We start from the raw sequence: 25,892 nt of genomic DNA on the forward strand, positions 1-25,892 counted from the left end.
TTTAGCTTTTCACTATTTTTAAGAATTACTAAAATGTGACAAGTTCTCTAAAATAGTTTTTGTTACTTTTTTAAGCTAAATAACTTTAGCTTTTTCTTGATTTTATATCTAATTAAGGCAGATTTTGTAAATCTAGATTTTAAACCAGATTCTATGGTTTGCATACAAGGAGCACATTTTCCACAGGGTTGGTTATTTTTTGGTCTATGACAAAACCATGTTTTATTCATTATGTTAATATAACCTTTTTGTAAAGCTATACTTTGCATATCAAGTTTACTGTAGCTTAATAAAGGGTATCGGTAACTTCCAAAGACATTTATTAAGTCTTCAGTAGAGTTTTGTTTGTCTAGAATATAAAATTCGCCTAAATTTTCTTCTTGTTTTTTTTCTAGTTGTCCAAATATGTTTATTAGTTTTTGAGGCTTAGAATCTTTTTCAATACCTAATTCTAAATAATTTATGTTCTTAGAAAATCGAGCTAACCATTCATATTGGCTTCCTAGATTAGCTCCATTACTTTTCTCTTTGTATAGATTTTTTAAATTGTTGAAAGACTTGGTTATTTGTTCATCCTTATCTATATCTGAAACCTTTTTAATAAGTAAAGGTTTAAGAATACATTTTGTATTAGGAAGTTTTTTTATTGCTTCGGTAAGGTTTTTAACCGTATTTATTTCCATCATTTCAGACTTCCTATTGTCTCTGAGATAGAAAGGTTGAATAATAATATTCTTATCTGATAGCTCAAGAACTCTAAAAGTGGAATCCCATCCTCCAGTCCAGAATATATTAATAGTTTCTAAATTCATTTTTAAAGGGGTGTATAAGTCTTTAAAACTGCATTCCTAATTTAAAGTTCAATACTCTTCCTGTCATGTAATTTGGAATTCCGTATTGATTTTTACTGTAGGCGTCTCTTACCCAGGTGTTTGTGTTCGAATTTCGGATATCAAACATATTAAAGAGTTCTAAACCAGCAGTAAGCTCTTTAAAACGGCGTAAAAAACCAGTTTTGTGTTGTTTGTTAGCGTCAGCAAATACATACGAAATACCTACATCAGCACGTTTATAATCGTTTAAGCGATTTTGAAATTGATATACATCGGCATACGCTGGTGCTCCACCCGGTAAGCCTGTGTTATAAACAAGATTTAAATAGGCTTTTAAATCTGGTAAATTAGGTACATAATCTTGGAATAGAATACCGAATTTTAATCGTTGATCAGTTGGCCTAGCAATATAACCTTTATTATTAATGTTTTCTTCAGTTTTTAAATAGCCGAAGCTAACCCAACTATCATTTCCAGGTACGAACTCTCCATTTAAACGAATGTCTAATCCATATGCATATGCATCGGTAACATTATCGGTACGATAGCGAATACGAACATTATCTACAGAGTAAGCATTAACATTTGATAAATCTTTGTAATAAACTTCTGTAACTAATTTAAAAGGGCGTTCCCATAAGTCGAAGCTTAATTCATTTCCAGCGACTATATGAATTGATTTTTGAGCCTTTACTTCGGGATGAACTTGTCCGTCATAATCACGTAATTCTCTATAAAAAGGAGGTTGAGAGTACCATCCACCTGAAATTCTAAATAGCATATCACTTTCCCAATCAGGTTTTATAGCAAATTGTGCCCTAGGACTAAAAATTGTTTGAGAATAGGTATTCGTAGAAGCTGTTTTTATAGCCCAATAATGAGAGCGAACCCCAATATTCATCCAAATTTGATGTTCGTTCCATGTCGTTTTTCTACTAAATTGTAAAAAACTAGTAATACGATTGATGTCTGTTTCATTGTTAGCTCTTACATTTCTGTATGGCTCAATAGGGCCAGTAAAAGGTTCGTATGGTTGATTGCTTGGGGTATGATGTGGCGGGCGAACAGAAAAACCTAACGAATCTATAACTTCCCACTCACGAATACGATCTTTTATATTTTCTGTTTGATATTTAATACCTGCTTTCCATTCATTGCTGCCATCTTTTAAAGTTGCTTTGAGTTTAATGTTGCTAATTAATGCATCTAAATCGTTACGAGCATGATTAATTTGTGAACCAATTCCTTGAGAAAATTCAACTTCACCAAAATCTTCAGAACCAATATTACTATTTACTTCTCCTATAGCATAAGCTGCAGCAATATCAAAGTATTCTTCTTCTTGTGTATTAAAAGATGAAACTGTACCTGTAATTTTTAAATCATTATTAACTTGATAATCAACAGAAAATGCTCCAAATAAGGTTTGAAAACGATCTTGTTCTTGACCTTGATAAAAAACAATTAATTCTAATGGATTGGTTAAAGTACCAAACCGTGTTTTGCGAGTTATAGGCTTATAATTATAATTATTGAGAGAAAAGTTTCCTAAGAAACTCAAAGTAAGTTTATCATTTGCTTCATAGCTTAAAAATGATTGAACATCTGTAAAACGCGGTCTGAAGTTAACTTCAGTTTGTTTACTATTTACAAGTAAACTATTGTCACGATAACGAATACCTACTATGGCACTTAGTTTGTTGTTCGCAAAGGTATCTTCAATAGTAAAGCTACCACCCAATAAGCTTAAGTCTATTTGAATCCCAAAATCAGTAGGTTTACGATACGTAATATCCAACACAGAAGAGAGTTTATCACCGTACTTTGATTGAAATCCACCCGCAGAAAAGTTAATATTCTGAATCATGTGTGGATTGGTAAAACTCAATCCTTCTTGTTGACCAGAGCGAATTAAAAATGGGCGATATACTTCAATTCCGTTAACATATACTAGGTTTTCATCAAAATTACCACCACGAACATTATATTGAGTGCTTAATTCATTGTTATTACTAACCCCAGGAAGTGTCATTAAAATATTTTCAACCCCTGCATTGGCCCCGAGTATATTTTTTACTTTTTTAGTTTTTATCTTAGTAATTCCTTGTGCTTCTTTTTGCTGGTTTTTAACTATCACCTCTTCTAGCTCTTCACTTTTAATTTGTAGTGTAGGAGAGAAGTTAAAGTTTGTTTTTCCTCTAGAGGTGAATTTTTTCACCAAGGTTTTATAAGAAACATGCGTGAATGTTACGGTTACTGTTTTACGAATAGGAATAGTAAATTGATACGCCCCTCTAGCATCGGTAATAGTACCTTCTGATAAATAAGAAATAGCAATACCTTCAATAGGCATATTGAATTTATTGGTAATGATTCCTTTTACTGTGGCAGTTTTTTGCGCAAAGACTAGTAAAGGGAATAGTAGTAAAAGAATGAGTTTTTTCAAGTTTGTTTAATTTACTTTCCTGAAAAATGTAGCAGAAACTGTTTCAGTATTTCCCACATTGTCAGAGACTACAAGTTTAAAAATATGTTTGCTACCTACCAACTTTTTATCATTAAAATCATAAGTAAGGATTCCTTTTTTATGATTATATTCCATTAAAACCCAGTCTCCATCAATGGTGGCACGATAATTTTTAATGCCTGTTTCTTTATCTTTAATCATAACTTTTAGTGTTTTGTTTTTAGAAATCCATTGTTTATCGTTAAAATTATAAAGTTGAATAGTTGGTTTTTCGGTATCAAAACGTAAAGTGTAACTACCTAAAAGCTTGGTGGTAGTGTACACCTTATCTATTTTTTTTCTTGTAGAAGTATATCTAGGGTACTTAGAGTTTGTAACATTAGCTATATATACATGTTGTTTTTGTTCTTCTGTTAAAAAAGAAGTTTCAAAAGTAAGTGTATAACGTTTATCTAAAGGGATTGTAGGATCATGAATTTTAGCAATACCGTTTTCTACTTTAAAATCAATAAAACAATCCTCATAAAAAGTATTTTTAGGAAAGGCAATTGTTATGTTTTTTTGTTGAAACTTATTAAAGTTAGCTGCTATAATTTTATAGTTTGTAGTATCTTTTTGTTTGTATACTAAATTACTTACTGTTCCTTTAACAGGTATTCTTATTTTAGAGGTATTGTGTTTGAAATCTTTGGCAATAATCTCAACATTATAATTAGCTCCGTTTTCAATATGAACTTTTCCATTGTTTACTAAATCTTCATACAAACTAAGTCTATTAGCTTTAGCTTTGTATGTTCTTTGTAACTTACTTCTGTATTTTTTATAATGTTTATAATCAATTAGTAAATTGATGTATTTACTCTCAGCAAAAGAAAAGGTTTCAACATCATGATAATATACTCGTTTACCATTTACTTTCATTTCTAAACTGTAAATTCCATTTTTATTTAGCGCAGCATTTAATCTATCAAACACACTAATACCAAAACCAATAGTACCACTAGCAGTAATTTTTTTAGCAATGTAGTTTCCGTTTCCTTTTTCTTTAAAAGAAATAACAGATTCAAGAAAAGAGTTGTTAACTCTAGCATCATCACTTAATGGATATACCATTAATTTTTGAATAGTAGGGTTTTTATTATCCTCAGCCGATAACCCAAAGTGCATTGGATTAATAATACGTTCTGTTTTAGTGTCTCTAATTTCATAGTGTAGGTGTGGTCCACCAGAACTTCCGGTATCGCCAGTATAGCCTATAAGTTGCCCTTTTTTAACAGGAAATTTATCAGGTTTAGGAAAAAGATTACCAGTATTGTATTTTTCTTTTTTGTATTGAATATTTTTTACATAAAGTTGAATATTTGATTCAAAACGTTTTAAATGTGCATACACAGTAGTATATCCATTAGGGTGGGATATATAAAGAGCTTTTCCAAAACCATATTGTTGAATTTTTATGCGTGAAACATAACCATCTGCAGGTGCATAAATAGGAATTTCTTCTTTACCTTGAGTTTTAATATCTACTCCAGAATGGAAGTGATTACTTCTCAATTCTCCAAAAGTACCAGCAAGTACTACTGGAATTTTTAGAGGGGGAGAAAAGTAGTTTCGTGGATACTGGTATTGAGAGTATCCGAAAACATAAAAACATAAAAAAATAATAGAAGAATAAAGTTTCAAAATGCAACAGTTTAGTACAAAACTACTAAAATTATGAGAATAACCTTATTCTTTGAAAATCAGTACTTTGGTAAAAAAGGTCAAAAGAGTTGTTAATTATAAGTTATATTAATAACTTTGTAACTATAGTTTTATTCTCTTAAATAAATGAGTAACCCTTTAGAAGCAATTCATTTACTGGAAGATAAGTTAAAAAACTTACTTTCAAATTATGAATTTTTAAAAGAAGAAAATAAAATATTACTTCAAAGTAATGCGGAGTTACAAATTTTATTAGAAGAAAAAGAGAGGCAACTCAAAGAACAACAAAGAAAATTTAATTTGTTAAAGGTTGCAAAAACTATTGAGGGCAGTAATGAAAATACAAGAGAAACAAAACTCAAAATAAATGCTTTGGTTCGAGAGATTGATAAATGTATCACGCTTTTGAACACATAATATAAGGTTCTTTAACATGGCAAAAATAAAAGTTAATGTAGTAATTGCTGGTAGAACGTATCCACTGAGTGTGAATAATACTGATGAAGAGGAAGGATTACGTAAGGCAGCAAAGAACATTAATGAATTAATAGCCAAGTTTGAACAAAGTTATGCTGTAGCAGATAAGCAAGATGTTTTAGCAATGAGTGCTTTACAGTTTGCATCAAAAGCAGAAATAGTGTCGTTAAAAAACACAAAAGAAAACACCGAAGTATTGCAAAAGATAAATGAATTAACTAATTTGCTAGAAGATCATTTATAAAACGTTCTTTAATATATATTTAATATACTGCCTACATTAGTACATTGTTTGTTAAACTCAACGTTATTCAATTATAAAGGATGAGTCGTGGTTAGTAAAGCAAGCCGATTTTACCTCGGATCCTTGATCAATCAGTTAATCCTAAACTTGTTATTTTGGAGTTTTTAAACCCTATTAATGTAGGCTTTTTTATACAATCAAATCAAAATTATGGAGGGAATATTATTTCCTGTTTTAGCAGGAATTATAGGTATGGCAATAGGTTTTTTTATTGCTAAAATGTTAGAAAAATCTAGTGCAAATAAATTAATACAAGAAACAAAAAAAGAGGCTAATAGTATTCTAAAAGAAGCTAAAGTAGAAGCCGAGGCAGTTAAGAAAGATAAAATCTTACAAGCAAAAGAAAAATTTATAGAGCTAAAGTCTGAGCATGAAAAAGTTATTTTATCAAGAGAGAAGAAAGTTTCTGATGTAGAGAAAAGAATTAGAGATAAAGAAAGTCAGGTTTCATCTGAACTAGATAAAACCAAAAAACTTAACAAGCAGTTAGAAAAGAAAGAAGCTGATTTTGATTACAAGTTAGAGTTTTTAGAAAAGAAAGAATCAGAATTAGAGAAAATGCACAAGCGCCATGTAGATATGCTTGAGCAAATTTCTGGTTTATCTGCAGATGAAGCTAAAACAGAATTAGTAGCCTCTTTAAAAGATGAAGCAAAATCAGATGCTATGTCTTTTATACAAGACACTATTGAAGAAGCAAAAATGACAGCTCAACAAGAAGCTCGAAAAGTAGTATTAAACACAATTCAGAGAGTAGGAGTAGAGCAAGCAGTAGAAAATTGTGTTTCTGTATTCAATCTTGAATCTGATGATGTAAAAGGTAGAATTATTGGTAGAGAAGGACGTAATATTCGTGCTCTAGAATCAGCAACAGGTGTTGAAATTATTGTAGATGATACCCCTGAGGCAATTATCTTATCTTGTTTCGATCCTGTTCGTCGTGAAATAGCTCGTTTATCAATGCACAAATTGGTAACAGACGGTAGAATTCACCCAGCAAGAATTGAAGAAATTGTTAAGAAAACAGAAAAACAAATTACTCAAGAAATTATAGAAGTTGGTAAGCGTACTGTGATTGATTTAGGAATTCATGGTTTACATCCTGAATTAATTAAAACAGTTGGACGTATGAAGTATCGTTCTTCGTATGGTCAAAACTTGTTACAACACTCACGGGAAGTTGCCAATCTTTGTGGTATTATGGCTGCTGAAATGGGCTTAAATGCAAAAGCTGCTAAACGAGCTGGTTTATTACATGATATAGGTAAAGTCCCAGAAACAGAAAGTGAATTACCACACGCATTATTAGGAATGCAATGGGCTGAAAAGTATGGAGAAAAACCTGATATATGTAATGCAATTGGAGCTCACCACGATGAGATTGAAATGAAAAATTTAATAGCTCCAATAGTTCAAGTTTGTGATGCAATTTCTGGAGCAAGGCCAGGAGCACGTCGTCAAGTATTAGATTCTTACATTCAACGTTTAAAAGATTTAGAAGATATTGCTTTTGGATTCAATGGAGTACAAAAGGCATATGCTATTCAAGCAGGACGTGAGCTAAGAGTTATGGTAGAAAGTGCAAAGGTAAATGATACTAAAGCAGCTGAATTATCATTTAATATTTCGCAAAAAATTCAGAATGATATGACGTATCCAGGACAGGTTAAAGTTACTGTAATTAGAGAAACAAGAGCAGTTAATGTAGCCAAATAATACCTTGATTATATAATAATAATAAAAATCCCTCATCAATTTTGATGAGGGATTTGTTGTTTAATTATGATTTCTTCTCGATTTTCCTCTTTGTTCAGATTTTCCTCTATAATGTTTGTTTCTGTAAGCTTTATTCTTACGTCTTTTTATAATTTTACTACGTTTTCCAATTTTTGCATTTGGTAAAGCTTTATAGTAAAAGAAGTCGTTATCTTCTCTAAATTGACGATAATTTCTTCCAAAATCTTTTCTGTAAAAATAAACATCATCGTAATTAAAAATATCTCCAATATTTATGTCTATATTCACATCAACTCCATCATTATAGTAGTAATAGTCATCATTATAGCGATGGTTTTTAGGTTTTACATATCCTCTAAACCTTGGATTTCCCCATCTATCATATTGAATACTTAAGTTTCCTACTCTAAATAAGCTTCCGAATTGATATCTCATAAACACGCTACCAATTCGTTTTACATTCCCTCTGGCATCGTAGTTTACATACACATTGCCTACACTTCTAATTCGACCTCTTCTATCGCGTTTAATACGCACGCCATAATCAGAATATCTATTGTAATGTGTATTAAAGTCGAAATCTCCATTTAAAAATACATGGAATTGAATTCCTCTTTCTACAAAGGTAACAGCGTCATTATAACGGTTTGTAACCCCAATTCTGCTAGTTGATTTTTCAATGTTGTCGGCGTTTACTGCTGTTAATGACATCATTGCTAATAATAATAGTATCCCTGTTCTCATAATTGCTAGTTTTAGGGTTATGCTTACTCTATGTGCTTTTCAGCTTCCGCAGTTGTTGTATAATTTTCAAAGAGCATGCCAAAATTTTTTTTTATGCTTTTCTAAAGTGGTAATATAAAGTGATGTTTTGTTTTATGTTGTTGATATGTAGAGTCTTATTTTGAATTAAAAAAATAATTTATTTCTCCCCGTAAAAAGTTCTATATTTATACGACTTACTCGAAAACTTACACTTACATGATAGTAGCTATTGATAAAAATTTACAAAGAGGAATTAAATTATTAGATGCAATTAGTGACGAACAATATAGTGATACATCAATTCCGCCATATTACTCGAGTATAGGTGCTAATACGAGGCATATTCTAGATGTTTTTGCTTGTGTTTTTAATGGATTAGATAAAAAATGTGTTGATTTTTCTGATAGAGAACGCAATCAGTTAGCAGAACAAAAAACAGCCCATGGAATAGCATATTTTAAAGAGGTTATTGAGCAATTATACTGCTTAGAGGCAGAAGATTTTGATACAATTATTTCTGTTACAGATGATTTAGGAACAGGAAAAGTAACGGCAAATTATACTTTGGGTAGCGCTTTGATACAAGCGCACAGTCATGCAATACATCATTTTGCAAGTATAGGTTTTATTATACATCAACTAGGAATAGAACTGCCAGATGCAGATTTTGGGTACAATCCTACAACCCCAAAGAATAAAGAATTGGTAAAGTAATTATCGATTAATATATACCCAACCTTTTTTAAGTTTTTGATAGGTGTTAAGTTGGTCTCCTAACTCTAGAAGGTAAAAGTAAGTCGCCGCTAGAAGTTTATTATTTATATTAATAGTTAACTTAGTATTTTGAGCTGCCACCCCAATCGTTTTTATAATCTTTAGTTTGGTATACAATATCCCCCCCCCCTCTGGTTGTAAATAACTAGCTTGCTATGAGTATATTCATTAACCTCGTCGAAAACTAGGTAATCGTTAAGGTTATCACCATTTGGAGAAATAACTTCATTATCAGCATAAAAACCAGTGTAATTATCTAAAGTGCCTTGATTAATAATGTTGGTATGAAAATCTACCTGAGCTCCATCATGTAATTATACATTTCTGTTATTATTGAAGGCGTTTAGTAAAAAACACAACGAAGCTAAACTTATGAATAGGACAATTAATATGTGCTTTTTAAGGTTATCATTTTTTTACTCTATAAGTTATACAGTGGTTGGTAATTACCCTTTTATTACATGATATAATTTCAACCGATACAGAGTTAGCAAATTCGAATTTAAAACCGTCCTGTTTTTTGGGAAGCCTACAAATAGTATCTATTTGAGCACCTGTCATTCTACTAAGTGATTAAAGCTTTGTTTGAACTTTCTAGTTCTAGAATTGAATTAAAATGAATTGAAGAAGAATTCTCCTCAATTTTTACTTGAGATAAAGTTGGAATAATAAACTAATAAAAATCAAAGAAAAAAATAGTTTTCCTTTCATTCAATCGAATAATTGATTTTTCTAAAGATTTGGGGTGAACATTACCATGTAAAGTAACGGTGGCAAACATAAATGTTTTTTTTATTTAGATAGTTTTTTTATTTTTTTTGTGTATTTTTTTAATAAAATAATTTCATTAAGAAAACTAAGAGCACCTTTGTATGGAGTGTTAAATAGTTTATGATTTGTGGTAGCAATGTTAAAGAGTGATTTCCAGTGAGCTCTTATCGCTTTTAGTGCTTTTAAATAAGTATAATTATCGGCATCATAAATATGAGTTGGTTCAGCTATAATACCATTAATCTCAAGTATTTTAAAATCAGTTCCACTTTCAAGTTTTTCAAAAGTATTGTATTTTAAATCAACTCTTCCATAATACCAACCAGGTATTGATTTGCTTAGTTTGTCAAAAGTTATAGTTAATTTTTCATTTATTAAATGGTTGCCATTAATAAACTGGGTTCCTTTTGAATGATTACCAACAGCTGTAAGCTTAATTTTATGACCCTTTTCAGGGATATGAGTAAGTTTTTTTTGATGAATTTTAGAGAATAAATCCATATATAATTTAGCTCTTTCATCGGCTAAAATAAGTTCTTCCAGTGTAGAAACTCCATCTCCTATAACAGCTAAAAAATGTTTTAAGGTTAATGAAGAAATTTGCCCAGAATTACTTTTGGGGTTTCTATGGTAAAAAACACCACATTCATTTTCATAATCTAAAAACTCTTGGATGATAATATTGATGGAGTACTTATCAAGGTATTCTTTTAATGCTATTCTTGAAGTTATTTTTTCAACGAGTAACCCTCGAAACCCTATATCTGGTTTAGCTATTAAAGGGAAGTTAATTTGCTGTTTTCGAATATTTTTATATACTTTTTTAAAATCAGTGTTAGGTTTTACTAAAACTGATTTAGGTCGATATTTTTCAGGAACTAATAAAATGGTTTCGTATTTACTTTCAGTACCATTTCCAGAGCTCTTTATACAAGGATTAGCAGCACTAAAAAAAGCCAAATGTTTGGCTTTGAATGCCAAATAAAAAGCATACGGAAGATTAGGAAGGTAAAACATAGCTGATGGCCAATATTCCCAATTTATTATTTTTTCTATTGATTTATTTTTTTTCAAAGGCTACTTACTAAAAATATAATCCAATATGGTTTTAAAGGCTTTAAAACCAAAATATACAGTAAAAAGCACCAACAAAATTCCGATAGCTAGCAAACCATAAGCAATAAAAATTTTAGGAGCTTCTTTAAAGATTCGTAAGGCTTTAAATGCAATACTTAATATCAAAGGCGAAAGAATAAGTAGCCCTAAAAAAACTAAAAGTTTTTTTATACCAGTTTCAAAAGTAGCGGGTTTATTCATTTGTAAATTTTTTTATAGCTTTGCGAACACTACCATATTTTTTTAAGAGTTCGCTAGCTCTTTCTTGGTCGATATTTAATTCAGAAGTTAACATTTTTATACCTCTATCTACTAGTTTATTATTAGATAGTTGCATGTCAACCATTTTATTACCTTTAACTCTCCCCAATTGAATCATACTAGCAGTTGAAAGCATATTTAATACTAGTTTTTGAGCAGTTCCCGCTTTCATACGAGAACTTCCAGTCACAAACTCTGGACCTACAATAACTTCAATAGGGTACATAGCGGTTAATGCCAATGGACTGTTTTGATTACAGGTTATACAGCCTGTTATAATATCGTTTTTATTACATTCTTTTAAAGCTGAAATGACATAAGGAGTTGTACCTGATGCAGCAATTCCTACTACAATGTCTTTTGAAGAAATTTTATGTTCTTGTAAGTCTTTCCAGCCTTGGTTAGTTGAGTCTTCAGCAAATTCAACTGCTTTTCTAATAGCGTAATCGCCACCCGCAATTAAGCCAATAACTAATTCGTGCGGAACACCGAAGGTAGGAGGGCATTCACTTGCATCTAAAATACCTAGTCGCCCACTGGTACCAGCACCAATGTAAAATAGTCGTCCACCTTCATTCAACTTCAAAACAATTTGTTCTGTAAGTTTTTCTATTTGAGGAAGTGCTTTTTCTACAGCAAAAGGCACTGTTTTATCTTCTTTATTTATACTGAACAATAATTTAGAAATATTCATTTCTTCTAAGTCATTATACTTAGAGTCTTGTTCTGTTGTCTTGGTAAATTTCATGATTCAAATTTACTAATTAAAACTTTTTAATAATTTAAAATAAAATAATTATAATTTGATAGTGTAATATTTATAAAGGAAATAATTTTTAAGGGATAAAAAAAGAAGCAGGTGATTTCTCACCCGCTTCTTTACTTTATATGTTTATAATTATATGCTGTGTAAAATACTGTTTAGTGTTTTACTAGGTTGCATTACTGCATTTACTAAATCATCGTTAGGCTCATAGTAGCCACCTATATTAACGGCTTTACCTTGAACAGAATTTAACTCTTCTACAATTACAGTTTCATTTGCGGACATTTTTTCAGCTATAGGTGTAAATTGAGCTTTCAATTCAGTGTCTTTGTTTTGAGAAGCTAAAGTTTGTGCCCAATACAGAGCTAAATAAAAATGAGAGCCTCTATTATCTAATTCACCAGTTTTTCTAGAAGGTCCTTTTTTATTATCTAATAACTTATCAGTAGCATCATCTAAAGCTTCAGCTAATACTTTTGCTTTGTTGTTGTTAGTTGTTTCTCCTAAGTGTTCTAGAGAAACTGCTAAAGCTAAGAACTCACCTAAAGAATCCCAACGTAAATGATTTTCTTCTACTAGTTGTTGAACGTGTTTTGGAGCTGATCCTCCAGCACCAGTTTCAAATAACCCTCCACCATTCATTAACGGAACGATAGATAGCATTTTAGCTGAAGTTCCTAGTTCTAAAATAGGAAATAAGTCAGTTAAATAATCACGTAATACATTTCCTGTTACAGAAATAGTTTCTTTACCTGCTTTAACTCTCTCTAAAGTATATTTAGTAGCTTCTACTTGAGATAAGATTTTAATTTCTAATCCAGCAGTATCATAATCTTGTAAGTATTTTTCTACTTTTTTAATAATTTCTCTATCATGAGCTCTTTCTTTTCCTAGCCAAAAGACAGCAGGAGATCCAGTAGCTCTAGCACGAGTAACGGCTAACTTTACCCAGTCTTGGATAGGGGCATCTTTTGTTTGACACATTCTCCAAATATCGCCCTTTTCAACAGTGTGTTCTAATAGGGTAGTTCCATTAGCATCAATTACTTCAACTTTTCCATTAGTAGCAATTTCAAAAGTTTTATCGTGAGAACCATATTCTTCTGCTTTTTGAGCCATTAAACCTACATTTGGGACTGTACCCATAGTAGTAGGGTCAAAAGCACCATTCTTTTTACAGAAATTGATAGTTTCTTGATATAAACCGGCATAAGAACTATCAGGAATTACAGCTTTTGCATCTTGTTGTTTCCCTTCTTTATTCCACATTTGTCCAGAAGTACGAATCATTGCTGGCATAGAAGCGTCAATAATAACGTCAGAAGGAACATGTAAGTTAGTGATTCCTTTATCAGAATTCACCATCGCTACATCAGGATTGCTTTTGTATATCGCTTCAATATCGGCTAAAATTTCTGCTTTTTTATTTGTTGATAATTCTTCAAGGTTGCTTATTAAATTTCCAAAACCGTTGTTTACATCTACCCCAATTTCTTTGAAAACTTCACTGTGTTTAGCAAACAAGTCTTTAAAGAAAACACGTACAGCATGCCCAAAAATAATAGGGTCAGAAATCTTCATCATAGTTGCCTTCATATGTAGAGAGAAAAGTACTCCTTTATCGTTAGCATCTTTAACCTGCTCTTCTAAGAAAGTTAACAATGCTTTTTTACTCATTACAGAGGCATCAATTACTTCCTTAGCCAGTAATGATACTTTTTCTTTTAAAACAGTTTTGTTTCCGTTAGTATCTGTATGCACAACTTGCACATTAGTGGCATTTGGTACAGTAACTGATTTTTCACTGTGAGCAAAATCACCTTCTTTCATTGTAGAAACATGGGTTTTAGAGTCGGCACTCCAAGCCCCCATTGAGTGAGGGTTCTTTTTTGCGTAATTTTTTACAGCTTTAGGAGCTCTACGGTCAGAGTTACCTTCGCGTAAAACAGGGTTTACAGCAGATCCTTTTACTTTATTGTAACGTGCTAAAATTGCGTTTTCTTCATCAGTTGTAGCTTCTTCTGGATAATTAGGTAAAGCATAACCTAAAGCTTGTAATTCTTTTACAGCAGCTTTTAATTGAGGAACCGAAGCTGAAATATTTGGAAGTTTGATAATGTTAGCTTCTGGTTTTTTTACTAAATCTCCTAAAAAAGCTAAGGCATCTTCAACCTGTTGTTCTTTTGGTAAAAAATCTGAAAAATTAGCAAGAATACGACCCGCAAGAGAAATATCTTTGGTTTCTACTTCTATGTTAGATGATTTTGTAAAAGCTTTTACGATTGGTAAAAACGAACGAGTAGCTAACGCTGGAGCTTCATCCGTTTTTGTGTACATAATTTTAGCAGTCTTATTCATATTTATAAGTAATAAATTAAATTATATTTTGAAGTGAAGCAAATTTAAGAATTACGAGTGAGTTTTTTGATAGTAAATTATTATTAATTAGGGTGTTTTATTGATGAAATGATAATAAAAGCTACAAAAATGAAGATTTTGTTATTGAAAACAAAAGCCACATCAAACAATTTCTTGTAATTGATATGGCTTTCTTGAAATAGTAAGTATATTAATTAGGATTGCTGCATAATTAAATAAACAAAGTTTATGCTTTTTATAAAAACTATATTACTACTTCATAAGAAACTTTATCTTATAAAAATTTTATTTATAAAATTAAAGTCTCGGTGTTTTTAAACAGGTTAGTTAAGTTAAACGAAAACCAATAATACTTATAACTAGAAAACTATAAATTAATAATAACTTACAATTAATCGAAAATTATGATAGTCACATTTAACTCTAATTACGTTTAAAAACAAATATATAAAGAACGTTACTTCAATGGTTTACTTTTGGTGATTAATACAGTTACCTATAGTTTTAATAGTCACTTGCTTTGTAAACTCTATACCAAAGATAAGAAAATGTTTTTGTTTTGTATGTGTTTTAATAGTCTTGTTATCAACACCTTAAATTGTAATGTTATTAACATAATGTGAATTAAAAAACACCATGAAAATCATGGTGTTTTTTAATTTTTAAAAAAAAGAGGTTCTTAGCGTCTTCTTTCTTTAATTTTTGCTTTTTTACCTGTAAGACCTCTAAAGTAGTAAATACGTGCTCTACGTACTTTACCTGTTTTATTAATCTCAATCTTTTGGATAGATGGTAAGTTGATAGGGAAGATACGCTCAACACCTACAGTACCAGACATTTTTCTAATTGTAAATGTTTCAGAAGCACCACTTCCTCTTTTTTGGATAACAACTCCTCTAAAGAACTGAGTACGAACTTTGTCTCCTTCTCTAATTTCGTAGTATACTGTAATAGTATCTCCAGTTGCGAATTCTGGTAATTCATTTCTTGTTACAAATTCGTCTTGAACAAATTTTACTAAATCCATTTTATTATTATTTATGGTTGTTTAAAAGCAACATTCACGATTTTCGTCAGAGGTTGATTTTGTGGCTGCAAATTTAGAATTTTTCTTTTGATAAAAAAAATAAATAAAACACTGATTATTAGTTACTCTAATAAATCTGGTCGAATTTCTTTTGTTCGTTTGTAAGCTTGTTCAGAACGCCACTCTTCAATTTTTGGAAAATTTCCTGATAATAAGATTTCAGGTACTTTCATTCCTTCATATTCAGAAGGTCTTGTATAAACAGGAGGCGATAGTAAATTATCTTGAAAACTATCTGTTAAAGCAGAGGTTTCATCACCCAAAACTCCTGGTATTAATCGAATTACTGCATCACACAAAACAGCAGCAGCTAACTCACCTCCAGTTAACACATAATCGCCTATAGAAATTTCTTTGGTAATATATTTATCACGTACTCGTTGATCTACCCCTTTATAATGCCCTGTTAGAATGATAATATTTTCCTTTAATGAAAGAGTGTTTGCTGTGGCTTGATTTAGAGTTTTAGCATCAGGAGTCATATATATGATTTCATCGTATACTCTTTTCGATTGTAGTTTTTCAATACACGTTGCTATGGGTTCAATCATTAAAACCATTCCAGCTCCTCCACCAAATTGATAATCGTCTATTTGGCGATAGTTGCCAAAGCCATATTCTCGTAGGTTATGAAAATGAACTTCAGCCAGTTCTTTGTCAATAGCCCTTTTCATCATCGAGTTTTCAAATGGGCTTTTTATTAAGTCGGGTTCTACCGTAATAATATCTATTCGCATAACGCAAAGATAGATGTTTTAAAGAATATTTATTAGGGGAATATTTTTTTGAATTTCTTAGGGAACTCTTTTGTAATCGTTATTTTTTCATTATTAAAAGGATGTATGAAAGTAAGTGTAGATGCATGCAGAAATAATCCTTTTCCTTTTAAAATCTTATTTTCTAGAGAGTATTCTTTATCACCTAAAATAGGATTTCCAATACTAAATAAATGTTTGCGTAATTGATGTTTTCTTCCTGTTTTAGGGTGTAATTTAACTAAGTTCAAGAAACCAAATCGAGGAGATTCAATTGATTGTATGACTTCAAAAGAAGTAGAAGCCTTTTTATCATCAATAGGAAAGTTTATTTCTCCGTTCCTCTCTATTTTACCAATACAGATTGCATGATATGTTTTTTGAATTTCCTTTTTTTCAAATAGTTGGTTCAAAACAATAATACTTTCAGTTGTTTTTCCAATGAGTAACAATCCGCTGGTGGGATAATCTAATCGATGTACTGGACGAGGTCGGGTAGTATCAGTTAATGCACTTTTTTGCAAGTTTTGCATGAGAGCATTATCAATTGTTGCAAAAGAGTTTCCACTAACTAAAATTCCTGGAGGCTTATAGATAATGGCAAGGTAATCGTCTTCAAAAAGAACTTCTAAAGAAAATTCAAATTGTTTTTGATTAGCTTTTTCCTCTAATTGAAATAACTCAATAGTGTCTCCTTCATTAATGTGTAAAGCTGTTGTAGCTGTTTTATCATTGACCTTTACTACCCCTTTTTTAATAGCCTTTTTTATACCAGATTTAGTATTAATGGTTTTAAAAACACCTACAGCATATTCTTGCAATCGAATAGGTTTACCAATGGTTTTGACTATATGAGTTTCTAAAATTTTCAATTAAGGAAGAATTGTTTTTTCAAAATTAAGTAAATAATTTTTGTTATCAATTAAGTTACGTTCTTACCTTTTTTTATAACACTAGAAGAAAAAAATAGTAAGAAGGGTAGATAATAAGCTAATTTTAAAAAATGAGATTTAGAAATGTTTGTGCAAAGTAAAAAGACTCTTAAACCTAACTTAAAGAAGGTATTTGTCTTAATAAAATAAGATACCTGATTGTAACTAACTTTTGAAAAAAGATAACTACATAATTGTTGCTTCTGATTATACTCATACTGTTTCAAGAATAGTAAGTGAGTTAGATGGTTTACATGGTTATAGCACCATTACGGTTAATTCAACTAAATTATTAAAAGAATTTTTAAGCACCGTTACTCCAAAACTTATTATACTTCACTTTAGAAATAATAATTTAGAAATTAAATACTTATTCAATTCATTCTCAAAAGTAGTAGCGCCTGTATTATGTTTAACTAATATGTATGAAATAGTTGATTTTTCATCTGAGAGAATTCCTATAATGATCCAAACTCTTGAAAATAGTTTAGGAAATAAACATTTATTATGTAATGTAAAAAGTATTTTATCACTTAGTAATATAAATAGTGAGTCTAAATTAAGTGTTAATAAAGTAGCAGAGCTAAGTTTTCTTACCGAAAATAAAAATTTAGCTCGTTATGTTTTAGAACTAGATCAAAAGAAAGCATTATTAAAAAGCATGATGGAACGGATAAAAGAGTTAAGTACATCGGTAGATCATACAACTAGAGGAAGATTAAATTCTATTGTAAATAGTATAAAAATAAACACAAAAACAAATCATTGGGATGATTTCAAAGTATACTTTGAAAATATAAATCCAGGTTTTATAAAAGAGTTATCAAATAAGTTTCCTTGCTTAACAGTTAAAGATATAAAGTATTGTTGTTATTTAAAAATGAATATGTCAAATGAAGATATAAGATATATTTTAGGTATAAATAAAGAAAGTGTTCGAACACATAAATATCGCTTAAAGAAGAAAATGATTTTAGAAAAACAACAAGACTTAAAGAGTTTTATTAGCGCCTTTTAAAAAAACAATAAGTAAAGTATTTTATAAAAGTGATTCTGTAAGAGAATCATTTTTTTTTTTGAGGTTTAAATAGTTTCAATCCTTTTAAAAACTAAAATGTCTACGATTTGTCTATGATAAAAACTAAAAGTTAACTATATGTCTATGATTTGTATATAGTCGTTTTTAGGTAGCCTTATTTCTTGTGTTTAACTTTGAAAAGAACAAACTAAGTCCCCCGTAAACAATGATTTTTAAATCGTTACATTTTACAAGTAATATGCTTAATCAGTTTTTAAAAAATAAATTCGGGTTAAGTGATAATGTTGTTGTTACGAATAAAATTGTGGATCAAAATGGAACAGTGCCTATTGAGAATCAAAATAAGGTAATAATTACATTAATTCATGTAAATCAAGAAACTGTTAAACCTTATTACAATAAAAATAGACAAGTTAATAATGGAAGTTATGCAAACAAATCATTAGAGGAAAGGTATAATTTATACATATTAATATCTCCAAATTTTGAGGATTATAACGAGGTGTTAAAATTTTTAAATGCTTCTATTCAATTTTTTCAAATTAATACAGCATTAGATGCTCATACTTCATCAAATATTCCAAAGGGTATTTCACGTTTAGAGTTTGAATTTGAAAAAGGTGATGGTTATCAGCAGATGCATAATTTATGGAGTGCATTAGGTGCAAAATATCAGCCAAGTGTTATTTATAAAATGAAATTGATTAGCATTTCTTCAGAAGAAATAAAAGGATTTATACCAGAGATAATAGCAACATCTAATACTTCTGAAGATGTTTAATAGTAGTTTTTATAAAATATTCAGCTTAGAAGTAATGCATAGCTACTTTATAGATAATGTTTGTAAAGGATTGATTTATACAGCATCTAAAGAAACAGAAGATATTATTAAAAGGTTTTCGTTAAAACTAAAAGTTACCAATAAAGGTTTTAGTTTTTATACTGATACTAAAAAGACTATTAGAGAATTTTTAGACTACATAACATTAGTAACTGGAGTAGAGTCATTTAATTTCAATGTAACTACGACAAATCAACAGTTTTACCATTATACAAACTTACCAGTAAATCAATTAGGAATTATTGAGTTTAGTAGCGCTTCAATAATAATTAATGATAAAGAAAAACAGTTAATTCCAAAATTTACAAAAACACAAGAAGTAAACGTACTTTTTAAAGTAGCTATAAATTTTCAAGATTTAATAAACCTAGATAAAAATAAAGAATTAGCTAATTATAAGATTCAGTTTGAAGCTAGAGAAACACAATGGAAATATTTTATAGTGAATAATAGTAATCAAAATTTAGGAAAGCTATCTATAGAAGGAAAATCAAAAGAAGAGTTTAGAGGCCCTTTTGAAGTTGAACTTCAAAATGGACAAAAAGCTCAAGAGTTTTCATTAGTAGGGCAATTGCTACCGTTGTCAGAGACTCCAAAGTATCAATTTAATTTAATAAGCAGTAGTAAGAAAAATGGGGTAGATAGAATAAGAGTGATTTGTAAAGGATTACCAGTGCCAAATCCAGATATAATCAAAATAAAAGGAAGTGAATTAGATATAGTAGTTGCTTCTTTAATGTATGTATATGTCTAAATAAATAAGTTATGAATAAATCAAAAAAGTGTAAACAGAGAAATCCAATGCCTAATGGGGCTATTGAGCCTAATGCAACTTCTGTAAATGGAATGCTAGAGTTTGATGGATATTATTGGTGGACAAATTATCCGTTCGGAATTTCAAATTCAGGATATTGGTTTAATAACCAACAATGGGATCCACGTTGTGCATCTGTCGATAATGATGGATTACACTTAAAAATGAAAGAAACACAATTGCCTAATGGACCAAAACAATGGTCTTCAATAGAGTTAGTATTGTGGGGTGAAGTAGCCAATAATCCTAATGCTGTAGGTAGTCCACCAAAACGGAAGTACCCTGGTTATGGAAAATATTTAATTGCAGCAGAAACAACTGTAGGTAATTTTAATGATATCGCTAACAATTGTTGCTTTGGAGTGTTTACGTATCAATTTGAAGCAGATACTTCAATAACGAATAGTCATAGAGAGTTAGATATGTTGGAATGTAGTAGATGGAACAATCTTAGTGATCCAACAAATGCACAGTTTACATTACAACCTTGGAAACCTTCAGGAAATGTGCATAGAATTACATTAAAAGATAAAGGGAAAATAACAATTGTAATGGATTGGAAAAACGAAAACACACCTGTAGTTTATTCAATTTACTATGGTATATACGATTTAAATAATTTACCTCCGACACCAGATATAACTTGGACAACATTAATAAGTCAAAATCAGTATATCCCAAATGAAGGATGTCAAACAGTACATTTAAACTTATGGAGACAACCACAAAATTATACTCCTTCAGGAGAACAAGAAGTTGTAATTAAAAAATTTCAGTATCAATAGAATAACTAAAAATAACTATAACCAAATGTTTTATGAATTTATCAACCATTAAATCTCCAGGGGTTTATATCAATGAAGTAAGCGCTTTTGGAAATTCAGTAGTACCCGTTGCTACAGCAGTTCCAGCATTTATTGGATATACACCACAAGCTATGTACGAAGGGAAATCGTACACGAATGTACCCACTAAAATAACGTCATTCGCAGACTTTCAAGCTATTTTTTGCTTACCAAACCCACCTGCACCAGCAGATCCAGCAAAACAATATGATCCAGAATATTATTTAGTAAAACAAGATAGTCAACCCACACAAGGAGACTATATGATGATTGGAAGTGATTTTTATTCAATTTTACCAGATCCAAACACAATTTACTATTTATACAATAGTATAAAATTGTTTTATGATAATGGAGGAGGTGATGCTTATATCGTTTCAGTAGGACCATATGGAGCCCCATCAGGAAACCCAGCAATTCTGGGTGAACAAGTAGTGAATCCAAATGTTCAAATTAATCAATTAACAAATGGTTTAGCATTGCTTAAACAAGAGCAAGAGCCAACTATGTATATATGCCCAGAAGCAACCTTGCTATCACTAGAAAACAATGCTTCTTTAATGCAAGCTATGTTATTACAGTCTACAGAAATGCAAACAGCGGTATGTATTTTTGATATTATTGGAGGAGATGACCCTGATCCATTAAAGTATATGGATGATATTGAGGCATTTCGTAATAGTACAGGTTCTAATGGCTTAGATTACGGTACAGCTTACTATCCTTTTGTAGGAACAACAATAATGCAATCTACAGATATTGATTATACAAACCTTTTTGGAGGAGATGTATCACAATTAAAAGATATTTTGAGTCCTGCTGATAACCCAAATGCAACAGTTGATGCTATTATAGCAAATATTCAAAATCCACCAGATGGAAAAGCATTAACAGTTAGTCAATATAATAACTCGTTATTAGTAGCAAGTCCAACATACAGTACCATTATAGCTCATGTATTACAAGATGCCAATTTATTACCACCTAGTGGAGGTATGGCAGGAGTAATAACTACGGTAGATAATCAAGTTGGACCATGGCAATCACCAGCAAACACTTCAATGGTAGATGCAGTAAACTTACCAATAAGCTTATCTGAAACACAACAAGCTGATTTAAACGTAGATGCTATCTCTGGAAAGTCGATCAATGCTATTCGGTTTTTTAACGGATTAGGAATATTAATATGGGGAGCAAGAACTTTAGATGGAAACAGTAAAGACTGGAGGTATTTATCAGTAAGAAGAACTATGACTTTTTTAGAACAATCTTGTAAGCTAGCAGCTAATGCATATGTATTTGCACCAAATGATAAGAATACTTGGGAAGCAGTAAAAGCAATGATTGGAAGTTTTTTAAATGACATTTGGAAACAAGGAGGTTTACAAGGAGCTAGTGCTTCTGATGCCTTTTCAGTAGAGTGTGGTTTAGGTTCAACAATGACATCTGAAGATATATTAAACGGATTTATGAATGTAACAGTTAAAGTGGCTATTGTAAGACCTGCAGAATTTATTGTGTTAACCTTTCAACAACAAATGGCTACTTCTAGTTAATAGAAGTATCAAAAATTTTAATCAAAGAAATAACCAAACAAACTAATTTAAATTAAAAAATAAAATTATGGCAACAGATGACGGTAGTGTAGAAGGCGCAACATGGCCCATGCCAAAGTTCCGATTCGAAGTAGATTTAGGAACTGAATTAACAGGAGTAGCATTCCAAGAAGTGTCAGGAATGGATGTAGAAAATCAAATTATAGAATATCGTAAAAGTAATAGTCCTTTATTCTCTACTGAGAAAATGCCAGGAATTGTTAAATACGGTAATGTTACCATGAAACGTGGAGTATTTGTAAATGACAATACGTTTTGGAATTGGCATGCAGAAATAAAAATGAATACAATTAAACGTAGAACAGTACTTATAAAACTTTTAGATGAGGGAGGCAATGTAACGATGCAATGGCAACTAAATAATGCGTGGCCAACTAAAATATCTAGTACCGACTTAAAATCAGATGGTAATGAAGTTGCTGTTGATACTATTGAGATAGCGCATGAAGAACTCATTATAACAAATGGCAAATAAGAACAAAGCTAAGACAGAAGATAAAGTAGGTAAATTTCCTGTAGGCTTTTATTTTTCTGTTTCATTTGATAGTAGTGAAGGATTACCTTTTCAACAAGTATCAGGTTTAACCAAAGAACAAACAATAGAAGAAGTAGCTGGAGGCGGAGAAAATAGGTTTAAATACCGTCTCCCTGCTGTTTCCGTTAGTAAAAATTTGGTTCTCAAAAGAGCACTAGTTCCAAAAGGAGATGCATTAACTAAATGGTGTAAAGAAACAATAGATGGTGGTTTGGCAAAACCAATACAAACCAAAACAGTTTCAGTTAATCTTTTAAATAATGAGGGGCAAGTATCTATGAAATGGAATTTTTACAAAGCATATCCAATCAAATATTCAATATCTGATCTTAAGTCTCAAGAAAGTGAGGTTTTAATAGATACAATTGAGTTAGCATATATTCACTTTACAACATCTTAAAGTAGTATTAAAAATTAAATAAATATGCCTGTAGAAATTAGGGAATTAGTTATAAAAACAGAAATTAAGACTGAAACAGATCAGCCAACATCTTTTGATGAACAAGATTTTAATGTACTGAGAGAGGAGTTAATAGAAATATGTAAAAGAATGCTCTCTGAGGGTAGTAAAAAAATAAATTATAGAAGGTAGGTATTATGGGATTAGAGTTTATGAAAATAACAGGGTATACTGATGAGAATTTTAGTACACCAGTGCCTGGAGAACCATATAAAGTAATGATTAATCCAAACTCAATAAAATGGAATAGAAAAATTCAATATAACGAGCAACAACCTATAGATTCAAGTAAACCTTCTCAGAAGTATAAAAACACACCAAGTGATGAATTAAGTTTTGAAATTGTAATTGATTGTACAGGAGTAGTCTTTTCAAAAAGAATAGATATGGCTAAAGAAATTAAAACTTTAGAAGATATTGTGTACACCTACAATGGTAAAATCCATCGACCTAATTACGTGAAAATTCAATGGGGAGCTAACTTATCGTTTAATAGTGTTTTAAAAATATTTAACACTACATATACGTTGTTTAGACCAGATGGAAGTCCGCTTAGAGCAAAAGTTTCATTGAGTTTTGGAGAGTATGTTTCTGCCAAAAAGAAAAGTAAAGAAGAAAAAAAACAATCACCAGATGTTACGCATCTAGTAGAGGTAGTTGAAGGAGAAAGTCTTCCTCAATTATGTAATAAGGTATGGAATTCACCTAATCATTATATACAAGTAGCAAAGTATAACGGATTAAACAAATTTAGACAGTTAAAAGGAGGACAAGAATTAGTTTTTCCTCCAATTATTAAACCTACAATATCATGAGTGGAACAACAGAGATAAAAAGTGGCGGACTAGTAACTTTTGATATAAAAGTTGGAGGTAGTACAATTCCTGATACGGTTGAAGTACAACGTGTAGTTGTAGAAAAATCTGTAAATAGAATAGCAAAGGCGACTATAGTAATTCTTGATGGAAACCCTGCAACTGAAGGTTTTACAGTAAGCTCTTCTAAAACCTTTATTCCTGGAAATAAAGTACAAATAGCTGCTGGTTACGACTCGGTAAATGAAACTCTTTTTGAAGGAATTATAACAAAACAAAATATAAGAGTACACGGAACTTCAGGACCTACTCTAGAAGTTGAATGTAGAGATGAAGCAATTCGTATGATTGTAGGACGTAAAAGCTTAACCTTCACTAAGAAAAAAGATAGTGAAATAATCTCTTCAATTATTGGAACATATTCAGGGTTATTGGCTGATGTAACAGCAACACAAACTAAATGGCCAGAACAAGTACAGTATTATACGACCGATTGGGATTTTGTAATAGCTAGAGCAGAAGTGAATGGAATGGTGGTTACAACTCTTAATGGTAAAGTAGCTGTTTTTCCGCCAGATAAAGACAAAAAATCAGTACTAGAAATTGAATATGGAGATAACTTACTAGAGTTTAACGCCGATTTAGATGCTATAACCCAGTTAGGCTCTGTAAAAGGAGAGTCATGGGGGTTTCCAAAACAAAAAACTACTTCAAGTTCAGCTAGTAATAATTATGCAGGAGCAGGAAATTTATCTAGTAAAAAATTATCAGAAGTTGTTGGACTAAAAGAATTTAAAGTGCAAACTACAGCACCTTTAGAAACAAAAGATTTAACAAATTGGTCAAAAGCTACATTGATTAAGAGTGAGTTTTCAAAAATTAGAGGTGAAGTTAAATTTCAAGGAAGTAACAAAGTAAACCCAGGAAAATATATAACGTTAGATGGCTTAGGAGATCGATTTAATGGAGATCATTTTATATCTAATGTAACGCATGTTGTAGCTGACGGAAATTGGATAACAGAAGTAACTGTAGGATTATCACCTATTTGGTTTACAGAAGAGCCAGATGTAATGGCCCCTCCAGCTTCAGGCTTGCTACCTGGTGTTCAAGGACTTTTTAATGCTACTGTTAAAAAGATGCATGAAGACCCAGATAATCAATATCGGATATTGTTAGATATTCCATTATTTGATCCTAACGGACAAGGTATATGGGCACGTTTAGCTAATTTTTATGCAACATCAGGAGCAGGAGCATTTTTTTTGCCAGAAGTAGGGGATGAGGTAGTAGTAGGTTTTTTAAATGAAGACCCTCGATATCCAATAATTTTAGGAAGCCTTTACAGTAGTACTCAAAACAAACCATATAAAGGCTTAACACCTAATCAGAAAAATACGAAGAAGGCAATCGTCTCTAAACAAGGGATTTTTATTGAATTTGATGATGAAAATAAGGTGTTTACTATAGAAACACCCAGTAAAAATACCGCCATTTTTAACGATAAAACAAAAGAAATAACCATTAAAGATCAAAATAAGAACAGTATTGTAATGTCTTCTAGTGGAATAGCAATTAAAAGTGCTAAAAATATATCAATAGAAGCAAACCAAAAAGTAACAATAAAAGGAAAACAAGGGGTAGTTGTAGATAGTTCTCCAGGGGATGTTACTGTAAAAGGGACTAATATTAAGCAAACAGCGAATGTTAAATTCTCGGCAAAAGGGAATGCACAAGCTGAATTACAAGCAGGAGTTCAAACTACTATTAAAGGAGCTATGGTTATGATTAACTAATTA

At 30.9% G+C, this 25,892-nt stretch carries 26 protein-coding genes and 1 other RNA gene; 15 read left to right on the top strand and 12 right to left on the bottom strand.

Going from position 1 to position 25,892, the window contains the following annotated elements; translation table 11 throughout:
* Positions 1 to 62: 62 nt before the first annotated feature.
* Genes ACKTSW_RS09945 through ACKTSW_RS09955 form a run of 3 tightly spaced genes read right to left on the bottom strand, consistent with a single transcriptional unit; the run spans position 63 to position 4,983 of the window.
* The gene (locus ACKTSW_RS09945; RefSeq protein WP_408025106.1) at positions 63 to 812 is read right to left on the bottom strand and encodes a hypothetical protein; all 750 of its coding nucleotides are present in this window, start codon (positions 810 to 812) and stop codon (positions 63 to 65) included.
* A gap of 22 nt (positions 813 to 834) precedes the next feature.
* Complete coding sequence (locus ACKTSW_RS09950) at positions 835 to 3,279, bottom strand: carboxypeptidase-like regulatory domain-containing protein (protein WP_408025107.1); 2,445 nt, start codon at positions 3,277 to 3,279, stop codon at positions 835 to 837.
* A 6-nt stretch (positions 3,280 to 3,285) separates the two neighbouring features.
* Positions 3,286 to 4,983 carry a M23 family metallopeptidase gene (locus tag ACKTSW_RS09955; protein ID WP_408025108.1) on the bottom strand — a complete coding sequence of 566 codons (1,698 nt, stop codon included), beginning with the start codon at positions 4,981 to 4,983 and terminating at the stop codon, positions 3,286 to 3,288.
* 147 nt (positions 4,984 to 5,130) lie between these two features.
* Here ACKTSW_RS09955 and ACKTSW_RS09960 point away from each other — a divergent pair, with 147 nt between their 5' ends.
* The 4 genes from ACKTSW_RS09960 (at position 5,131) to rny (ending at position 7,501) form a co-directional block, all read left to right on the top strand.
* Positions 5,131 to 5,421, top strand: a complete 291-nt coding sequence (locus tag ACKTSW_RS09960) for a hypothetical protein (RefSeq protein ID WP_408025109.1) — start codon at positions 5,131 to 5,133, stop codon at positions 5,419 to 5,421.
* 16 nt (positions 5,422 to 5,437) lie between these two features.
* Positions 5,438 to 5,725, top strand: coding sequence for a cell division protein ZapA (locus tag ACKTSW_RS09965; protein ID WP_408025110.1), 288 nt, complete (start codon positions 5,438 to 5,440; stop codon positions 5,723 to 5,725).
* A 55-nt stretch (positions 5,726 to 5,780) separates the two neighbouring features.
* A non-coding RNA gene (ssrS, locus tag ACKTSW_RS09970) (6S RNA) lies at positions 5,781 to 5,889 on the top strand.
* 46 nt (positions 5,890 to 5,935) lie between these two features.
* Positions 5,936 to 7,501 carry a ribonuclease Y gene (gene rny / locus ACKTSW_RS09975; RefSeq protein WP_408025111.1) on the top strand — a complete coding sequence of 522 codons (1,566 nt, stop codon included), beginning with the start codon at positions 5,936 to 5,938 and terminating at the stop codon, positions 7,499 to 7,501.
* Between the two features lie 60 nt (positions 7,502 to 7,561).
* Here the strand turns inward: rny and ACKTSW_RS09980 are convergent, their stop codons facing one another.
* The gene (locus ACKTSW_RS09980) at positions 7,562 to 8,266 is read right to left on the bottom strand and encodes a hypothetical protein (protein WP_408025112.1); all 705 of its coding nucleotides are present in this window, start codon (positions 8,264 to 8,266) and stop codon (positions 7,562 to 7,564) included.
* Positions 8,267 to 8,503: 237 nt separating this feature from the next.
* On the opposite strand from ACKTSW_RS09980, the gene ACKTSW_RS09985 reads away from it, so the two are divergent.
* Entirely contained in the window at positions 8,504 to 9,001 is a 498-nt protein-coding gene (locus tag ACKTSW_RS09985) for a DinB family protein (protein WP_408025113.1), read from the top strand.
* Between the two features lie 161 nt (positions 9,002 to 9,162).
* Here ACKTSW_RS09985 and ACKTSW_RS09990 read toward each other — a convergent pair whose 3' ends face one another.
* From ACKTSW_RS09990 to ACKTSW_RS10025, 8 genes are all read right to left on the bottom strand, one after another.
* The gene (locus ACKTSW_RS09990; protein ID WP_408025207.1) at positions 9,163 to 9,339 is read right to left on the bottom strand and encodes a T9SS type B sorting domain-containing protein; all 177 of its coding nucleotides are present in this window, start codon (positions 9,337 to 9,339) and stop codon (positions 9,163 to 9,165) included.
* Between the two features lie 514 nt (positions 9,340 to 9,853).
* Positions 9,854 to 10,906: an ATP-grasp domain-containing protein gene (locus ACKTSW_RS09995; RefSeq protein ID WP_408025114.1), complete on the bottom strand. Its 1,053-nt coding sequence runs from the start codon at positions 10,904 to 10,906 to the stop codon at positions 9,854 to 9,856.
* Between the two features lie 3 nt (positions 10,907 to 10,909).
* Positions 10,910 to 11,149, bottom strand: a complete 240-nt coding sequence (locus tag ACKTSW_RS10000) for a DUF6095 family protein (RefSeq protein ID WP_408025115.1) — start codon at positions 11,147 to 11,149, stop codon at positions 10,910 to 10,912.
* On the bottom strand, positions 11,142 to 11,957 hold the full coding sequence (murQ, locus tag ACKTSW_RS10005; RefSeq protein WP_408025116.1) for an N-acetylmuramic acid 6-phosphate etherase: 816 nt from the start codon (positions 11,955 to 11,957) through the stop codon (positions 11,142 to 11,144). The genes ACKTSW_RS10000 and murQ overlap by 8 nt, the downstream gene beginning before the upstream one ends.
* 150 nt (positions 11,958 to 12,107) lie before the next feature.
* Positions 12,108 to 14,333: an NADP-dependent isocitrate dehydrogenase gene (locus ACKTSW_RS10010; protein WP_408025117.1), complete on the bottom strand. Its 2,226-nt coding sequence runs from the start codon at positions 14,331 to 14,333 to the stop codon at positions 12,108 to 12,110.
* Positions 14,334 to 15,033: 700 nt separating this feature from the next.
* Positions 15,034 to 15,381, bottom strand: a complete 348-nt coding sequence (gene rplS / locus ACKTSW_RS10015) for a 50S ribosomal protein L19 (protein WP_408025118.1) — start codon at positions 15,379 to 15,381, stop codon at positions 15,034 to 15,036.
* A gap of 122 nt (positions 15,382 to 15,503) precedes the next feature.
* A complete protein-coding gene (trmD, locus tag ACKTSW_RS10020) occupies positions 15,504 to 16,178 on the bottom strand; it encodes a tRNA (guanosine(37)-N1)-methyltransferase TrmD (RefSeq protein ID WP_408025119.1) in 675 nt (224 codons plus the stop codon).
* Positions 16,179 to 16,210: 32 nt separating this feature from the next.
* Entirely contained in the window at positions 16,211 to 17,068 is an 858-nt protein-coding gene (locus tag ACKTSW_RS10025) for an RluA family pseudouridine synthase (protein ID WP_408025120.1), read from the bottom strand.
* A 232-nt stretch (positions 17,069 to 17,300) separates the two neighbouring features.
* On the opposite strand from ACKTSW_RS10025, the gene ACKTSW_RS10030 reads away from it, so the two are divergent.
* The 10 genes from ACKTSW_RS10030 (at position 17,301) to vgrG (ending at position 25,889) form a co-directional block, all read left to right on the top strand.
* Positions 17,301 to 18,146 (top strand): helix-turn-helix transcriptional regulator, encoded by an 846-nt coding sequence (locus ACKTSW_RS10030; RefSeq protein WP_408025121.1) that lies wholly within the window; start codon positions 17,301 to 17,303, stop codon positions 18,144 to 18,146.
* 226 nt (positions 18,147 to 18,372) lie between these two features.
* Positions 18,373 to 18,948 (top strand): DUF4255 domain-containing protein, encoded by a 576-nt coding sequence (locus ACKTSW_RS10035; protein ID WP_408025122.1) that lies wholly within the window; start codon positions 18,373 to 18,375, stop codon positions 18,946 to 18,948.
* Complete coding sequence (locus ACKTSW_RS10040) at positions 18,941 to 19,762, top strand: hypothetical protein (protein ID WP_408025123.1); 822 nt, start codon at positions 18,941 to 18,943, stop codon at positions 19,760 to 19,762. Before ACKTSW_RS10035 ends, ACKTSW_RS10040 begins: the two co-directional genes overlap by 8 nt.
* 11 nt (positions 19,763 to 19,773) lie before the next feature.
* Complete coding sequence (locus ACKTSW_RS10045) at positions 19,774 to 20,607, top strand: hypothetical protein (protein ID WP_408025124.1); 834 nt, start codon at positions 19,774 to 19,776, stop codon at positions 20,605 to 20,607.
* 32 nt (positions 20,608 to 20,639) lie between these two features.
* On the top strand, positions 20,640 to 22,223 hold the full coding sequence (locus tag ACKTSW_RS10050; RefSeq protein ID WP_408025125.1) for a phage tail sheath family protein: 1,584 nt from the start codon (positions 20,640 to 20,642) through the stop codon (positions 22,221 to 22,223).
* A gap of 67 nt (positions 22,224 to 22,290) precedes the next feature.
* The gene (locus ACKTSW_RS10055) at positions 22,291 to 22,758 is read left to right on the top strand and encodes a phage tail protein (protein WP_408025126.1); all 468 of its coding nucleotides are present in this window, start codon (positions 22,291 to 22,293) and stop codon (positions 22,756 to 22,758) included.
* Positions 22,748 to 23,218 carry a phage tail protein gene (locus ACKTSW_RS10060; protein ID WP_408025127.1) on the top strand — a complete coding sequence of 157 codons (471 nt, stop codon included), beginning with the start codon at positions 22,748 to 22,750 and terminating at the stop codon, positions 23,216 to 23,218. Before ACKTSW_RS10055 ends, ACKTSW_RS10060 begins: the two co-directional genes overlap by 11 nt.
* A 24-nt stretch (positions 23,219 to 23,242) precedes the next feature.
* Positions 23,243 to 23,410 (top strand): DUF5908 family protein, encoded by a 168-nt coding sequence (locus ACKTSW_RS10065; protein ID WP_408025128.1) that lies wholly within the window; start codon positions 23,243 to 23,245, stop codon positions 23,408 to 23,410.
* Between the two features lie 5 nt (positions 23,411 to 23,415).
* Entirely contained in the window at positions 23,416 to 24,093 is a 678-nt protein-coding gene (locus tag ACKTSW_RS10070; RefSeq protein WP_408025129.1) for a CIS tube protein, read from the top strand.
* A complete protein-coding gene (vgrG, locus tag ACKTSW_RS10075) occupies positions 24,090 to 25,889 on the top strand; it encodes a type VI secretion system tip protein VgrG (RefSeq protein ID WP_408025130.1) in 1,800 nt (599 codons plus the stop codon). Before ACKTSW_RS10070 ends, vgrG begins: the two co-directional genes overlap by 4 nt.
* The last annotated feature ends 3 nt before the right edge of the window (positions 25,890 to 25,892 follow it).

The organism is Tenacibaculum sediminilitoris (assembly GCF_964513795.1).
In the GTDB taxonomy this organism is placed as follows: domain Bacteria; phylum Bacteroidota; class Bacteroidia; order Flavobacteriales; family Flavobacteriaceae; genus Polaribacter; species Polaribacter sediminilitoris.

Excerpts from the sequence above, each read along its gene's own strand:
- ACKTSW_RS09945 (WP_408025106.1), bottom strand. The coding sequence starts at position 812 with ATGAATTTAGAAACTATTAATATATTCTGGACTGGAGGATGGGATTCC.
- ACKTSW_RS09960 (WP_408025109.1), top strand. The coding sequence starts at position 5,131 with ATGAGTAACCCTTTAGAAGCAATTCATTTACTGGAAGATAAGTTAAAA.
- ACKTSW_RS09965 (WP_408025110.1), top strand. The coding sequence starts at position 5,438 with ATGGCAAAAATAAAAGTTAATGTAGTAATTGCTGGTAGAACGTATCCA.
- vgrG (WP_408025130.1), top strand. The coding sequence starts at position 24,090 with ATGAGTGGAACAACAGAGATAAAAAGTGGCGGACTAGTAACTTTTGAT.
- murQ (WP_408025116.1), bottom strand. The coding sequence starts at position 11,957 with ATGAAATTTACCAAGACAACAGAACAAGACTCTAAGTATAATGACTTA.
- ACKTSW_RS10050 (WP_408025125.1), top strand. The coding sequence starts at position 20,640 with ATGAATTTATCAACCATTAAATCTCCAGGGGTTTATATCAATGAAGTA.
- ACKTSW_RS10040 (WP_408025123.1), top strand. The coding sequence starts at position 18,941 with ATGTTTAATAGTAGTTTTTATAAAATATTCAGCTTAGAAGTAATGCAT.
- ACKTSW_RS10070 (WP_408025129.1), top strand. The coding sequence starts at position 23,416 with ATGGGATTAGAGTTTATGAAAATAACAGGGTATACTGATGAGAATTTT.
- ACKTSW_RS09980 (WP_408025112.1), bottom strand. The coding sequence starts at position 8,266 with ATGAGAACAGGGATACTATTATTATTAGCAATGATGTCATTAACAGCA.
- ACKTSW_RS10000 (WP_408025115.1), bottom strand. The coding sequence starts at position 11,149 with ATGAATAAACCCGCTACTTTTGAAACTGGTATAAAAAAACTTTTAGTT.
- rny (WP_408025111.1), top strand. The coding sequence starts at position 5,936 with ATGGAGGGAATATTATTTCCTGTTTTAGCAGGAATTATAGGTATGGCA.
- rplS (WP_408025118.1), bottom strand. The coding sequence starts at position 15,381 with ATGGATTTAGTAAAATTTGTTCAAGACGAATTTGTAACAAGAAATGAA.
- ACKTSW_RS10065 (WP_408025128.1), top strand. The coding sequence starts at position 23,243 with ATGCCTGTAGAAATTAGGGAATTAGTTATAAAAACAGAAATTAAGACT.
- ACKTSW_RS10010 (WP_408025117.1), bottom strand. The coding sequence starts at position 14,333 with ATGAATAAGACTGCTAAAATTATGTACACAAAAACGGATGAAGCTCCA.
- ACKTSW_RS10035 (WP_408025122.1), top strand. The coding sequence starts at position 18,373 with ATGATTTTTAAATCGTTACATTTTACAAGTAATATGCTTAATCAGTTT.
- trmD (WP_408025119.1), bottom strand. The coding sequence starts at position 16,178 with ATGCGAATAGATATTATTACGGTAGAACCCGACTTAATAAAAAGCCCA.
- ACKTSW_RS09985 (WP_408025113.1), top strand. The coding sequence starts at position 8,504 with ATGATAGTAGCTATTGATAAAAATTTACAAAGAGGAATTAAATTATTA.
- ACKTSW_RS10055 (WP_408025126.1), top strand. The coding sequence starts at position 22,291 with ATGGCAACAGATGACGGTAGTGTAGAAGGCGCAACATGGCCCATGCCA.
- ACKTSW_RS10060 (WP_408025127.1), top strand. The coding sequence starts at position 22,748 with ATGGCAAATAAGAACAAAGCTAAGACAGAAGATAAAGTAGGTAAATTT.
- ACKTSW_RS10045 (WP_408025124.1), top strand. The coding sequence starts at position 19,774 with ATGAATAAATCAAAAAAGTGTAAACAGAGAAATCCAATGCCTAATGGG.